This is a genomic window from Pirellulimonas nuda (assembly GCF_007750855.1).
GTDB lineage: Bacteria > Planctomycetota > Planctomycetia > Pirellulales > Lacipirellulaceae > Pirellulimonas > Pirellulimonas nuda.
The window spans coordinates 391,587-403,891 of record NZ_CP036291.1; the positions used below are offsets into that span (position 1 = coordinate 391,587).

At 68.5% G+C, this 12,305-nt stretch carries 10 protein-coding genes; 4 read left to right on the top strand and 6 right to left on the bottom strand.

Going from position 1 to position 12,305, the window contains the following annotated elements; genetic code table 11:
* Positions 1 to 146: 146 nt before the first annotated feature.
* From Pla175_RS01520 to Pla175_RS01535, 4 genes are all read right to left on the bottom strand, one after another.
* On the bottom strand, positions 147 to 692 hold the full coding sequence (locus Pla175_RS01520) for a ParB N-terminal domain-containing protein (RefSeq protein WP_145291946.1): 546 nt from the start codon (positions 690 to 692) through the stop codon (positions 147 to 149).
* A 303-nt stretch (positions 693 to 995) separates the two neighbouring features.
* The gene (locus tag Pla175_RS01525; RefSeq protein ID WP_145280650.1) at positions 996 to 1,835 is read right to left on the bottom strand and encodes a hypothetical protein; all 840 of its coding nucleotides are present in this window, start codon (positions 1,833 to 1,835) and stop codon (positions 996 to 998) included.
* Positions 1,836 to 2,023: 188 nt separating this feature from the next.
* Positions 2,024 to 3,238, bottom strand: a complete 1,215-nt coding sequence (locus Pla175_RS01530) for a S1 family peptidase (RefSeq protein ID WP_145280652.1) — start codon at positions 3,236 to 3,238, stop codon at positions 2,024 to 2,026.
* Positions 3,238 to 3,804, bottom strand: coding sequence for a hypothetical protein (locus tag Pla175_RS01535; RefSeq protein WP_145280654.1), 567 nt, complete (start codon positions 3,802 to 3,804; stop codon positions 3,238 to 3,240). Before Pla175_RS01535 ends, Pla175_RS01530 begins: the two co-directional genes overlap by 1 nt.
* A gap of 436 nt (positions 3,805 to 4,240) precedes the next feature.
* Here Pla175_RS01535 and Pla175_RS01540 point away from each other — a divergent pair, with 436 nt between their 5' ends.
* Positions 4,241 to 5,458: a hypothetical protein gene (locus Pla175_RS01540; RefSeq protein ID WP_145280656.1), complete on the top strand. Its 1,218-nt coding sequence runs from the start codon at positions 4,241 to 4,243 to the stop codon at positions 5,456 to 5,458.
* 161 nt (positions 5,459 to 5,619) lie between these two features.
* Here Pla175_RS01540 and Pla175_RS01545 read toward each other — a convergent pair whose 3' ends face one another.
* A complete protein-coding gene (locus tag Pla175_RS01545) occupies positions 5,620 to 6,759 on the bottom strand; it encodes an endonuclease/exonuclease/phosphatase family protein (protein WP_145280658.1) in 1,140 nt (379 codons plus the stop codon).
* Positions 6,760 to 7,160: 401 nt separating this feature from the next.
* Here Pla175_RS01545 and Pla175_RS01550 point away from each other — a divergent pair, with 401 nt between their 5' ends.
* The 3 genes from Pla175_RS01550 to Pla175_RS01560 all read left to right on the top strand — a co-directional run bounded on the left by Pla175_RS01550 (position 7,161) and on the right by Pla175_RS01560 (position 10,493).
* On the top strand, positions 7,161 to 7,931 hold the full coding sequence (locus tag Pla175_RS01550) for a class I SAM-dependent methyltransferase (RefSeq protein ID WP_145280660.1): 771 nt from the start codon (positions 7,161 to 7,163) through the stop codon (positions 7,929 to 7,931).
* Positions 7,932 to 8,013: 82 nt separating this feature from the next.
* Positions 8,014 to 9,315, top strand: a complete 1,302-nt coding sequence (locus tag Pla175_RS01555; RefSeq protein ID WP_145280662.1) for a hypothetical protein — start codon at positions 8,014 to 8,016, stop codon at positions 9,313 to 9,315.
* Positions 9,312 to 10,493 (top strand): glycosyltransferase, encoded by a 1,182-nt coding sequence (locus tag Pla175_RS01560; protein ID WP_145280664.1) that lies wholly within the window; start codon positions 9,312 to 9,314, stop codon positions 10,491 to 10,493. Before Pla175_RS01555 ends, Pla175_RS01560 begins: the two co-directional genes overlap by 4 nt.
* A gap of 12 nt (positions 10,494 to 10,505) precedes the next feature.
* Here the strand turns inward: Pla175_RS01560 and Pla175_RS01565 are convergent, their stop codons facing one another.
* Positions 10,506 to 10,991 (bottom strand): hypothetical protein, encoded by a 486-nt coding sequence (locus tag Pla175_RS01565; protein WP_145280666.1) that lies wholly within the window; start codon positions 10,989 to 10,991, stop codon positions 10,506 to 10,508.
* Positions 10,992 to 12,305 lie beyond the last annotated feature (1,314 nt).

The window sequence follows — 12,305 nt, forward strand, 5'->3', positions numbered from 1 at the left end:
TCTGGAGTGATGAGTGATGAATGATGAATGATGAATGATGAATGATGAATGATGAATGATGAATGATGAATGATGAATGATGAATGATGAATGATGAATGATGAATGATGAGTGCGAACAGTATTTGCCGACCTATGGTCGGCGCGTCACAGTGATGCGACGCGGCACTTGAAACCCTCGCTGCGCATCCGCTCGTAGACTTGTTGCTGCTGCGGTTCGTCGGCGCACTCGATGACGACCTGGTACGACTCGGGGATGGCGACTTCTTGGGGAGGGACAAAGTCGGGGACCGCCTGGGTCGTTAAGCCTTCTAACAACGCGCGCAGCGCGTCGCTCTGGGTCTCGCAGCGAGCAACCAACTCACCAAGCGTCACCCGATCGGCGCCCGCCATCGCTCCCAGCGGGTCGTGCGTCAGCAGCACCTTCTCGGCCTCGTCGTCGTTGAGGTCGACCACCAGCACCGGCACGATCGCGTCGGGGGTGGTCTCGGCACGCAGGTGCCCGTCGATTAGTTCCAGCCCGCCACCTTCTACCTCGCGCGCCAGCAGCGCGCCCGCGTACCCCACCTCCGCCAGCACCGCGCGCAGCGCCTCGGCCTGCGCCGGCCCATGCGTGCGCCAGTTGTGGGGGTGGGGACGCAGGTCGCCCGCGCGGACGCGGCGCAGCTCGGTCACTCGATCGCGGATGTGCATGTCGCTTCGAGACGGGGCTGGGGCTGGGGGCTGGGGGTGGCGCGGCTTTGCCGCGGGGGCTGGGGGACGCGCAAGCGGTGAGCAATGGTCCTCCCCTCCCCGGCAGGGGGAGGGGGTTCGTGGCGGGGAGGAATCTTGTCTCGGTGACAACTCGGGCACGACGCTCGTGCTGTAGCGATGGTTTCCTACTGCGACCGTGCACCCGCTCCCGCCCCGGCCTGCTTTGTAGGGTGCACGCAGTGCACCATGCAGCGGAATGGCACTTCCGATCGCGGGGCTTGGTGCACTTCGTGCACCCTACAACTACGCCCCCGGTGGGGGTGGGATGATGGGCGCGCCGCCCGCGGCGGCGCCGCTGGCGCCGGCGCCTTGGATCACGCCGTCGCTGCGGCTCGCGGCGTAGAAGTTGCTTAGGTTCGTGGGCCAGGGGCGGATGTCGGCCGGCATCTGGGTGACGGGGATCCCTTCGGCCAACTGCTCCAGGCGGTCTTCAGTGAACACGCGGTCGAGCCTCGGCACGGTGTCGACCATCTCGGTGGCGGTGAAGAACGCCGCCGGGTTGTAGGCGGCCAGGTCGGCGTCGGAGAGCAGGAACCCATCGGCCGAGGCCTCGTCGCGGGTCTTGCCGAACAGCTCGACGGCCATGTTGAGGTAGACGCGCTTGAGGTACTGCCCCACCCCGCCCGCAAAGGCGGTGCTGATCTCCATCTCCTTGCGGTTCTCGGTGTGCTGCATCGCCTCGCTCAGCGAGACCAACACCAGGCCGGCCCAGCGCCGCAAGAAGGGGTTGCGGACCTTGAAGTAGGGGACCGGGTAGACGCGGAACACCTCGCCCGCGGGGCGGGCGTGCAGCACCTCCATGTTGTCGACCCCCGGCGGCACGGCGCGGCCGACCAAGATGCTGGCGGCCCGCAGGTACAGCTTGTGGACGCGCTTGCAGGTGTTGATGGACGGGGGGATCCGCAGGTCGGCGTCCTCGTGGTGCATCACGTGGAACAGGTTGCGCCCGACCAGCTCGACCCAGTCGAGGATCTGCGGGTTGAGGCTCCCCACATCGTTCGACCAGTTCGGCACGGCGTAACCCGCCTCGCCGAACAGGCCGACGTTGTACCAGAGGACGGCGTCTGTGTTGGTGATGGGCATCGTCGCTTCGCTCCGGGGGTGTTCCGCCTGCGGCGGAGGGGTGTGTTCGCTGCGCGAACGGGGCTGGGGGCTGGGGGATGCGCAAGCGGTGCATGTAGGGTGCACGTAGTGCACCATGCCCCGCGAAGCGCGCTGCCTTCTGCTGCTTGGTGCACTTCGTGCACCCTACGTCCTTCACTCATCACTCATCACTTCTCCCCCCCATTCATCTGCTGCTTGATGAGCGAGTCGAGCGTCGTTAGCACGTCGACCGCGCCGGGGAACTTTCTGGCGACTTGTTCGCTGGCCCATTGGTGGGCGCGGGCGAAGGCGTCGCGTTCGATGGGCACGTAGTGCGTCTCGTGCGTGGTGCGTTGCGGTGGGGGAGGGCTGTCGATGGCGATCGGACGCGGGGCCGATTGGGTTTGCTGGGCGCCCCGGCGGCGGCCCAGCAGCAGCCAGGCGGCGCTTAGCGCCAAGCCGACCGGCCCGCTCACTCCCGCGGCCGCGATCCACAGCGGGGCGCCCGCGGGGCAGTCGCAGCCACGCGGTTCGTCAAGTTGCGACTCGATCGACTCCAACCGCGCGTTGATTGCCACGTCGTTCGCGAGCCGGGCCGTCCCCGGCCCCGGCGCGTCAGGTACACGTTCAAGACGCGACTCATTGCTGTCGACCACAGCAGCCGGTGAAGCGGGCGCCTTGATTGACGAAGCAGGCGTTTGCTCTGCCGCGCCGGGGGTGGGGAGACCCCGGCCCGCACGGGTCTTGTCGAGCGCGTATTCCACGATGCGCTTCAGCGGCGCTCCGTAGGCGGCGTAGGTGGAGCCTTCGCGTGCGCCCCACACCACCGCGACCAGCTTGCCTTGCGGGTCCAGCACCGGGCCGCCGCTGTCGCCGGGGCGGACGGCGCCGCGGATTTGTAGGCTGGGGTAGCGGGCGCCTTGGGGGGTGGCCGTGCCTAGGATGGGGCCGGTGATCGAGCGGTAGGCGCCGTTGCTGCCGTAGCCGGCGGCGGTGAGGGCGCCGACGGGGCGTAGCCCGTCGGCTAGTTCGATGGGCCAGGTGCTTGGATTTGCGATGGTTAGGACCGCTAGGTCTTCGGCGCGGTCGATCGCAAGCAGCTTTGCGGTTTGTGGTGGGAGGTTGGGGAAGGTCGCCTCGATGGCGCCCCGGTCGTTGTCGAACAAGTGGCTGCACGTGAGCACCAGCCCGCCGGCGCTGCTGCTTGCGATGAGCGTGCCGCTCCCCAGGCTCGCGGCGCCGGCGCCGCGGACGGTGATCCGGCAGACGGCCGGGTGGGGCTTTTCGATGGGCGCGCTCTGCCAGCCGCTTGTTGGCGGGCTCGTTGGGCAGACGCCGCCGACGCACTGCGCGTCGGCGCCGGTAGCCAGCAGCAACGCTACGATCCAGGGGATGGTGCGCATCAGGCGTCCCCCGTCAGCGTGAAGCGGTACTGGTAGAACGGGCTGCGGGCCAGGTCGGCCGGTTCGGTGACGCGGTCCGCTAGGTGCGGCACGGGGTCGACGCCCCCGGCGATGCGGTCCGCCATCGCGCACGCCTGGCTGCAGAACGGCGGCCGGCGGTCGAGGGCCGTGTCGTCGACGTCGGGCGTCGTCCAGCAACGCACCACTGGCAGGTGACGCATGGCGGCCGACAGCACGGCCGCGTAGCCGTAGTCGCAGCCGGCCAGGCGGCGCATGAAGCGGGTCGCCGCGGCGCGGTCGTACTCGGGCCAGCGGCCTGCGGGGTTCGCGCGGAACACGTCGATCCGCCCGGGGCAGCGCCGCACCTGGCTGGCGAGCGTCACCGCCCGGCCGCCGTGCCACTCGCGTACTTCCAGGCAGAACAGCTCTCCGCCCCACCACGCCGCCTTGGCGGCGTGCGAGTGTTCGCCCCGGCCCGCGATAGAGATCGGCCCCCGGCGACGGAAGAGCAGCAGGTCGCCGTCGAGGATGTCGCGCTGGGCGTGTGGGAGGGGGACGGAGAGCATGAGAGAGGTGTTAGGTGTTAGGTATTGGTCGTTAGGATGCGCGCACGAAAAAAGCCCGGCGCTTGAGGCCTTGCGGCCTGGCGTCGGGCTCTTGTCGGGCGCCCGAAGGCCCCGGCGGATGCCGTGAGTTGTGATGCGTGTTTTTTAGCAGGGTGGGTGGCTACTTTCTACAAGAAAGCCTGCGGCTTTTGGCTTTCAGCGGTCAGCGGTCAGCGGTCAGCTTCTGACGCGGTGCTCGAGGCTCCGATCGCGTCCGATAGCTGCCGACCTAGGGTCGGCGCGCTCCGAGGAGCCTATCCCTACCACTCCAGCGCCGACCTTAGGTCGGCAGCTATGGGTGCCTGCGCGTCGCTGAGAGCTGAAAGCTGAAAGCTGACAGCTGACAGCTAAGAGCTGAACGCTGACAGCCAACCGCTTTGCGTCTACAACTTCTGCCATGAACCAACCGCGTCTCAACCCACGCACCCGGCGTTCGCTCGCTTGGTTCCGCGCATCGCACTACGCGCGGCTTAAGTTTCTTACCGACCCGCTGAACGACTGGCTGCGGCGGGGCCGGTCGTACGTGATGCCCTCGCACTACCGCTACGTGCGGCGCCTCGTGCGGGGCGCCTCCCCCGCGCCGCTGCCGGGAGAGAAGACCGCGCTGGTAGACCTGCACACCCGCGACTTCGACGCCGACGGCGGGCGGTACTTTTATCTGTTGCTGCGGAACCTGCGGCGCTGTGGCTACCGGGTCGTGATCGTGAACAACTACCGCTTCTTGGCGGAGTCGAAGCGGAAGGTGTTCAAGCGGCGGTACTTTGAGGAGTTCCCGTACGAGCTTTGCGATGCGGGGAGCGGGGTGCAAAGCGCCGGGGTCGGGGACGGCGCGGGGGGAGTGGTGGTGTGGACCGACCGGCGCGACCCGCGGCGCTACGAGGGGGTCGACGCCAAGATCGTGCGGGTGCTGCCCATCGCGGGGTGTCGGCCGGCGAACCTGGCGCCCGCTTCGGTGTGGATGCCCTACCCGGCGTTGCAGGAGCCCGCGACGCACGAAGAGCTTGCGGCGCTGCGGCAGACGCCGCGCACCGCGCGTGTGCTGTTTGCCGGGCGGACGGCGCCGGAGTACCACTCGCGGAAGATCACCCGGCTGCACGGCGTGGTGTCGCGGCTCGAGATGATCGAGCTGCTGCTCGACTCAGAGCTGCCACTCCAACACTACGCGCGGCTGGCGGACGTAGCGGCCCCGGCCGAACCCCAGGCCGTGTGGCTGCCGCCGTACGACCGGGGGGCGTTCCGCACGACGGGGGTGATCGACGCGGCCCAGTGGCTGGGGCTGCTGGGCCGGGCGGACTTCTATATCGCCTCGCCGGGGACCGGCATGCCGCTGGCGCACAACGTGGTCGAGGCGATGCAAGTCGGCACGGTCCCGATCATCGAGTACGGCGACTACTTCCGCCCTCCGCTAACCGACGGCGTCAACGCGCTGGTGTTCCGCGGCGCCCGCGGCTTCCTCGGGGCGGTGGAGCGTGCGATCGCGATGGATGCGGCGCGGCGCGCCGCTATGCACGCGGCGGTGGTCGAGTACTACGACACGCACCTGCGCTTCGATTCGTTCCTGCGCAAGGTGGAAGCTTCGCAGGAGCGCGTGGTGGAGGTGCAGTACTACGGCTAAAGCGTGCTACGCACGTGGCTTTCAGCGATCAGCGGTCAGCTTTGACGCGCTGACGCGGCTAGTCACCTACCTACGTGCAGTGTGTGCGTCTCGGGGTTCGCGCGAGCGCGTCAAAGCTGACCGCTGAAAGCTGAAAGCTGACCGCCACGTGCGCAGCACGCTTAGCGCGACGCGGGCGCGTACTGCTGGGCCACCCGTCCCGGGGTGCCCGACTCGTAGACGCTGAACTCGCCCCACACCGGGAGGTGGTCGCTCATCTCTTCGGCCTGCACCTGCGTCAGCCCGAACTGCTGCATCACGTCGAACACCCCGGAGCGTCCGGTGAACTCGGTGGTGGTGTTCTTGCGGATCAGCAGCTCGTCGTGCAGCCTGGTGCCGACGGTGCTGGTCGAGCGGTCGCGGATCAGCGGGTACATGCCCGGCACGTCTGCCAGCCCGCGCAGGTCGGCGGCGGCCAGGGGCCGGCCGGTGCGGGGCTGCGCTTCGGGCGGGCTGCTGGGGACGGCGAGGTTAAAGTCGCCCAGCAGGATGATGTCGTCCTCTGGCGAGCTGCTGCGGCTGACCGACTGCCATACCTGGGCCAGCGCGTCGAGCTCCGTCTTGGTCTCGTCCGGGTCGGTGTGCACGTTGCACAGGATGAACGTGAAGGCCTGCTCCGGGGGCGCCTTGCGGGTGCGGAACATCGCCACCAGCGGCTCGCGGTGCAGCAGGTCGTCGGGGTCGTTCACCGTGTAGGCCACGCTGGGCGAAAGCTCCATCGTGGCGGTGTCGTAGATGAACGCGTACTGTTCTTTGGAGTTGGAACGCCCCAGGCGCGGGCCGACGAACTGCCAATACTGGCGGGCGGGGCCGTTGGGGGTGGCCGGGTTGACGTAGTCTCGCAAGAAATTGGTGACGAAGTGTTCGTCTTTGGTGCGGACCTCTTGGATCGCGACCACGTCGAACTGGCGGATCACCTCGCCCAGGGCCCGCATCACGTGGGGCTTCGAGCCCTTGGAGTCGCCGAAGACCTGGATGTTGTAGCTGGCGATGCGGATCGTCGGCTGGCCCCACTGCGGCGGGGGCTGGTAGGCCGGGGTGGCGGGGCCCTGGCCGCCGCTGGCGCCGTACGGGGCCGCGGGGGCTTGGCCGGCGCCGGGGAACTGCATCCCCCCGGGTCCGCCGATCGGCTGCCCAGCGGCTACCTGCTGGCCGGCCTGCTTGACGACCTGGGCGACGTCGGCCGGCGACATCCCCTTCAGGTAGGCCCAGCCGCCGCCGAGCACCACGGCGAGCATCGCGAATGAGAATATACGTTGCACCGCCGCGCCCCTCCGTGGGCCTCGTTCTCTTGCGTGACGCCGCGCGTGCAAGGCCTCCGGGCCGTGCGCAGCGTCGATCGTGTGGACTCTCCTGGCCTATCCTCTTACTTCTGAGTTTTCCGCGCTGGAAGGTTAGAAGACTTCGGCAAACACTGCCAGATGAGCTTGATATGCTGCTAGCATGGCCCGTGCGCGACCGGGGGGGTGTCCGCCTGCGGCGGACGGGGATTATCCACCTTCGGCGGATGGGGATCATTCGCTGCGCGACTGGGGCTGGGGGACGCGCAAGCGATGGAGGGAGTGGGGGCCGATTGCCGCCGACCCTAGGTCGGCGACTACTACACACTGCTAGCATGCGACCAGAAACCTTACGACTAAAACCTAAAACCTAAAACCTCCTTATGCCCACGCTCTACGACTACCCCAAGTACTACGACCTTGTCTTTGGCTCCGACTGGAAGGCGGAGTTCGACTTTCTTGAAGACGTGTTCGAGAAGGACGCCACGCTGGTGGTGAAGCGGCTGTTCGAGCCCGCCTGCGGCACCGGGCGGTTGTTGTACCGGTTTGGGAAGGTGGGGTACGAGGTGGCCGGCAACGACCTCAACGCCAAGGCGGTGGACTACTGCAACAAGCGGCTCGTGCGGCACGGTTTGCCTGCGACCGCGGAGGTAGGGGACATGAGCCGCTTCCGCCTCCGCAAGAAGGCCGACGCCATGTTCAACACTATCAACAGCTTCCGGCACCTGGGGAGCGAGGAGGCGGCTCGCGGGCACCTGGAGTGCGTGGCCGCGGGTTTGCGCAAGGGGGGGGTCTACGTGCTGGGGATGCACCTCAAACCGACCGCCGGGCCCCCCGAATGCGACGAGGAGCACTGGGCCGCCCAGCGGGGCCACTTGTGCGTGTTGTCCGACATGCGAACGCTGGGGATCGACCCCCGCAAGCGGATCGAGCGCGTGCAGATGGAATTTACGGTTTGTAAGCCGACGGGTAACCAGAGGCTGGTAAATTGTATCGAATTCCGGACCTACACCGCCCGTCAGATGGCCGATCTGATTGCTAGCGTCCCAGACCTCGAGATCGCTGCTACGTATGATTTCGCGTACCGTGTCGATCAGCCGGTGAAGATCGGCGGCGCCACCGAAGACGTCGTGTACGTGTTGCGCAAAAGGTAGGTCAGGCTGTGCCTGACCGGGCGGCTCATTGATCGACACAATTGGCGGGGCAACGTCAGGCGCAGCCTGACCTACGAACAACGTGAAACCATCCGACCCACAACCTGACGCCGCTGTTTGGACCACGCAGGATTGGCGTGCGTTTGCCGCCCAGACCGCCGACGCGATCGGCGGGGCGCTCGAGTGCCGCGAGGATGGCTACAGCGAGATCGCCGCGCCCGCGGCGGCCCCAGCGGCCGACGGCGCCGGCCACAAGAGCGAAGCCCGCGGGCGTCGCCGGTTCGGCGGGGCGAAGCAGAACGAAGTGGTGCTGGCCGAAGAGCCGCCGGCGCCGTTCGCTTGCGGCGCTCCCCCGGCCGCGTTTCTAGAGATGCTCCTCGGGTCGCTTGCCGCCCACGCGCCCATCCAGCTCCGGCCCGCCGATCAGCCCGAAGCGGTTCACGACCTGAGCCCGGGCCTGTTCGCGGCCTACCAGGTCGATGGCGGGGCGATGCACCTAGCCGGGTGCCGGCTCACCGACCGGCCGCTGGTGCGCGTGACGCGCCCGGCCGCTGGCGATCAGGTAGAGCACGCGTTCTTCTTGCCCGATGGCCAGCCGCTGGCGGAAGCGCAGATCGCGGAGCTCGGCCTGGATCGGTTGGCGCCCTCGTCCAGCGCCTCCTACCCGCACGAAACGGTCGCGGCGCCTGCGCTGGAGCGGATCGCGACGCGGCTGGGCGCCCGCGTGGTCGCGGTGGTGTGGGTCAAGCACGCCGAGTGCCGGCTGCGGTTCGAGATCGGCGACGCGTGGCACGACCTGCCGCTGGCCGGCTGGGCCCGGTCGCTGGGGCCGGCGCCGGTCGCCTGCCCGGTGACGGGCCGCGAGACGTTCCACCTAACGGCGCTGGAAGACGGCACGATCGTCGCTGCCGAAGAGGTGGGCGTCTGCCAGCAAACGCGCAAGCGCGAGCTGGCACGCGACATGGCCCGTTGCAGCGTGACCGGCCAAACGGTGCTGGCCGAGCTGTGCGACGAGTGCCCGGTGTCGGGGCTGCCGACGCTGGCTACCGAGTTCGATGAGTGCTCCGGCTGCGGCGAGCGCGTCAGCCGCGCCACGCTGCTGCGGGGCGAGTGCGCGGCCTGCCGCAACCTGCTGAAGGTGAGTGACATAGACGAGGTCATCGCCGAGCTGCTCGGCCGCTACCCCAAGCTGCGCCGGTGGGGGCGTTGGCGGGCCGCGCAGACGGGCGAGGTCGCCATCGTCGAGGGGCGCCGCCTGCTGGGGCGGTTGCGGCTGACGGTGGGGATCGACACGGGCGACGTCCGGCGTGCAGCGATCGCCCGGGGCCCCTGGGGGCAGGTGCGAGCGTTGACCGACGCCGAGCGGGGAGAGCAACTGGGATGAGCGACGCCCCCGGCGCAAGAACCGGCCCGGGCGGGAGCGACGCTCCGCGGCCGCTGCGCGTGGTGCAGGGGATCGCGTCGCTCGACCCCTCTGGGGGCGGCCCCCCCGCCGTCGCGGTCTCGCTGGCCGCGGCGCTGGCCTCTGCCGGCGCCGAGGTGACGTTGGCCCACGCAACCGCAGAGCAGGGCCGCGCGCGGGTGGCGGCGCTCATCGAGTCGACACCCGGCGCCGAGGCGCTGAAGGTGGTGCATGGGCCGCTGCAGGCCGTGCTGGGGGGCGCGGAGGGAGGCCCGCCCGACATCGTCCACCTGCACGGCTTCTGGGAGCCCTGGACCTTCGCCGCGGCGCGGGCCGCGCGGGGCCGAGCGCCCTACGTGCTGGCGCCGCACGGCATGTTCCACCCCTGGTCGTTGCGGCAGAAGCGTCTGAAGAAGCAGGTGGCGTTGCGGCTCGGCTACGGCGGCGTGCTGCGACGCGCGGCCCTGCTGCACGCGCTGAACCGCCCGGAGAAAGAGTTCCTGCTGAAGTACGAGCCGCGGCTCAACGTCACGGTCATCCCGAACGGCGTGTTCCCCGAAGCGCTGCGCTCGCCGTTGCCGGTGGGCTCGTTCCGCGCGGGCTGCCCCGGCCTGGGCGACGCGCCGATGGTGCTGTTCCTTTCGAGGCTGCACCACGGCAAGGGGCTCGACATCCTTGTCGACGCGATGCGTCTGGTGATCGCGGAGCTGCCCGCGGCCAAGCTGGTGGTGGTGGGCCCCGACGCCGGCTACGAGTCGACGTTGCGTGAGAGTGTCGCTCGGCACGGGTTGGAAGGGAGCGTGCTGGTCGTCGGCCCCAAGTTCGGCCACGACAAACTCGCCGCGCTGGGCGACGCCGACTGCTTCTGCCTCCCCAGCCGCCAAGAAGGCTTTTCAATCGCGATTACCGAGGCGCTGGGCAGCGGCGTGCCGTGCGTGGTGTCCGACGCGAGCAACTTTCCCGAGGTAGGCGAGGTAGGCGCCGGGTTCGTCACCTCGCTCGATCCGCGCGACGTTGCCGAGGGGATCCTCAAGGTGCTGCGGGGGGACCGCCGGCAGATGGGCGACGCCGGCCGGCGGCTGGTGGCCGAACGCTTTACCTGGCCCGCCGTGGCCCAGCAGACCCTGGCCGCGTACCACAACCTCGTCCTGCACCGCTAGCGGTAGGACCGGCTACGAGCCCGTACGCCCTCGCTGGGCGGGGCGGCTGGCGAAGTAGGCCGCGGCGCCCACCGCGGCGGCGACGGCCGCCGCCGCCAGCAGCCACATCTCGTAGCTGCGTGCCTGGGCGATCTGTTGCTCAACGCGCTCCACCCCGGGGTTCTCCATCGGCGCCAAGCCGTTGACCGCCAGCGGCAGGTACCGGCCGTGCCAGATGTTGAACAGCATCGCCGGGGGCGCCTGGGAGATCTGCTCGGCGGCGTTCTTGCTGAACACCTCCGCGCTAAAGGGCTCTGGCTTGGGGGGTTCTGTCCAGTAGAGGTAGCCGGCCAGCGCCACCAGGGCGACCGCCGCGAGTATGCCCGCAGAAAGCGCCCCCTGGGCGAACCCCCAGGCGCTCGGCGGCCCGGCGGGGGCCGCGGCTTCGGCGATCGGCAGCTCGCGGAGCTGCGAGAGCTTCGGGGCCTGGATCTGGGCGCCGCACGCGCAGCGGACCATATTTCCGGCCTCTCGGGGCTCTACGACAACCTGTTGTCCGCATTCGCAGGGGAGCAGGTGCTTCACGCGGGCAGTAGCGGGGCAGAGGGGGAAGGCATGGCCAAACGCCCCGGCGAGGGGGGCGCTTGGCGCGACCTGGGCGGCGTGGCCAGACCGACCATCGTAGGGATTTTTCGGGTTTTGCCTATGGACCGGCGCGGTGGGGTGTTTAGAATCTGGGTTGGAGTCGCGGCGAACCGGGCGGCTCCTCCCGCAATCCTGCAGCGCAGCGGTGCGATGTGGCCCCATGTACTGGGGATTCCACAACACCGCATGCGGTTGGCCGATGGAGCGCCGTAGGTCCCGCATTTCGGGGGGCCCGGAGGTAGCGGGCAAGGAAGGAGCGCGCAGAGTCCGGAGCGATGATGCTACGCACGCCGAGTTGTCGCGCCCCGCAGTGGGGATCCCCCAACCGGGTTGGGGGCGACAAGCCCGCGGGCGCAGCTTACGCGGACACCGTGGCCTAAACAGATGTGGCGCCTCACCTACCCCAGCGCACGTCGCACGCCCCGCGTCGAAACTTTCAAGATCGATCCTTCGAGACCAGGCTCGCAAGTCTGGGTTCAAAGGTAATGCTGTCCAAGCAAGGACGGTTGAAGAACGGTCGTTTGAAGCAGGGCGGTTTCAAAACTAGGCGGGCCGCAACGCGGCGCGGGACGAATCGTTTCGTCCGGCCTCGATATGGTTTGTGTCTCGCGTCGTCTTGAAACCGGGCTGCTTGCTGCCAAGCTGCGAACCGGCATTGGAACTAGGCTCTGAACCAGCCTAGGCGCCAAGCGTGGTTCCCAGCCTGGGTTCAGTTTCTGCCGAGAGCTTCATCCGACCGTGGATGCACGTTTCGATTCCGCTTGCCGGGTAGGTCCAACCGCAGGGGGCCGGCCGGCGTTGTTGGGCGCCCCGCCTAGTGAGGGACGCCCCAGCAGACGCGTTATTTTTTTCCCGTGTGACCGAGGCGTCCGAGGTCAATCGCGCAAGATTCGCTCAGCGTCATCTCTTGCCAATTGTTCCGTGCCACGAGCCCAGCAGTCCCTTGGTGTTAGAATTGAAAGACGCTTCCCGAAAAGCCCACGGCCTACGTTCTGCGAGCAGCGACCTGACGGGTTGCGCTCGGGTGGCCGGGGCAGTTCGGCGGGGCGTGCTCTTCGTGCATGGGCGCCTGTGTGCCGCAGCGATGGCAGTCCTTCCCCACCAGGACGCCCGCCGCGCCGCCTTGCCATGGCGCCGCCCGCCAGTGTCGAGTTTTGCTTTTGGCCGTTGGTTTTCGTTTCCCGTAGC

What these genes read in the sequence shown, in the direction of transcription:
- Pla175_RS01565 (WP_145280666.1), bottom strand. Translation starts at nt 10,991, where the DNA reads ATGGTCCGCTGCGCGTGCGGCGCCCAGATCCAGGCCCCGAAGCTCTCG.
- Pla175_RS01535 (WP_145280654.1), bottom strand. Translation starts at nt 3,804, where the DNA reads ATGCTCTCCGTCCCCCTCCCACACGCCCAGCGCGACATCCTCGACGGC.
- Pla175_RS01540 (WP_145280656.1), top strand. Translation starts at nt 4,241, where the DNA reads ATGAACCAACCGCGTCTCAACCCACGCACCCGGCGTTCGCTCGCTTGG.
- Pla175_RS01525 (WP_145280650.1), bottom strand. Translation starts at nt 1,835, where the DNA reads ATGCCCATCACCAACACAGACGCCGTCCTCTGGTACAACGTCGGCCTG.
- Pla175_RS01520 (WP_145291946.1), bottom strand. Translation starts at nt 692, where the DNA reads ATGCACATCCGCGATCGAGTGACCGAGCTGCGCCGCGTCCGCGCGGGC.
- Pla175_RS01530 (WP_145280652.1), bottom strand. Translation starts at nt 3,238, where the DNA reads ATGCGCACCATCCCCTGGATCGTAGCGTTGCTGCTGGCTACCGGCGCC.
- Pla175_RS01550 (WP_145280660.1), top strand. Translation starts at nt 7,161, where the DNA reads ATGCCCACGCTCTACGACTACCCCAAGTACTACGACCTTGTCTTTGGC.
- Pla175_RS01560 (WP_145280664.1), top strand. Translation starts at nt 9,312, where the DNA reads ATGAGCGACGCCCCCGGCGCAAGAACCGGCCCGGGCGGGAGCGACGCT.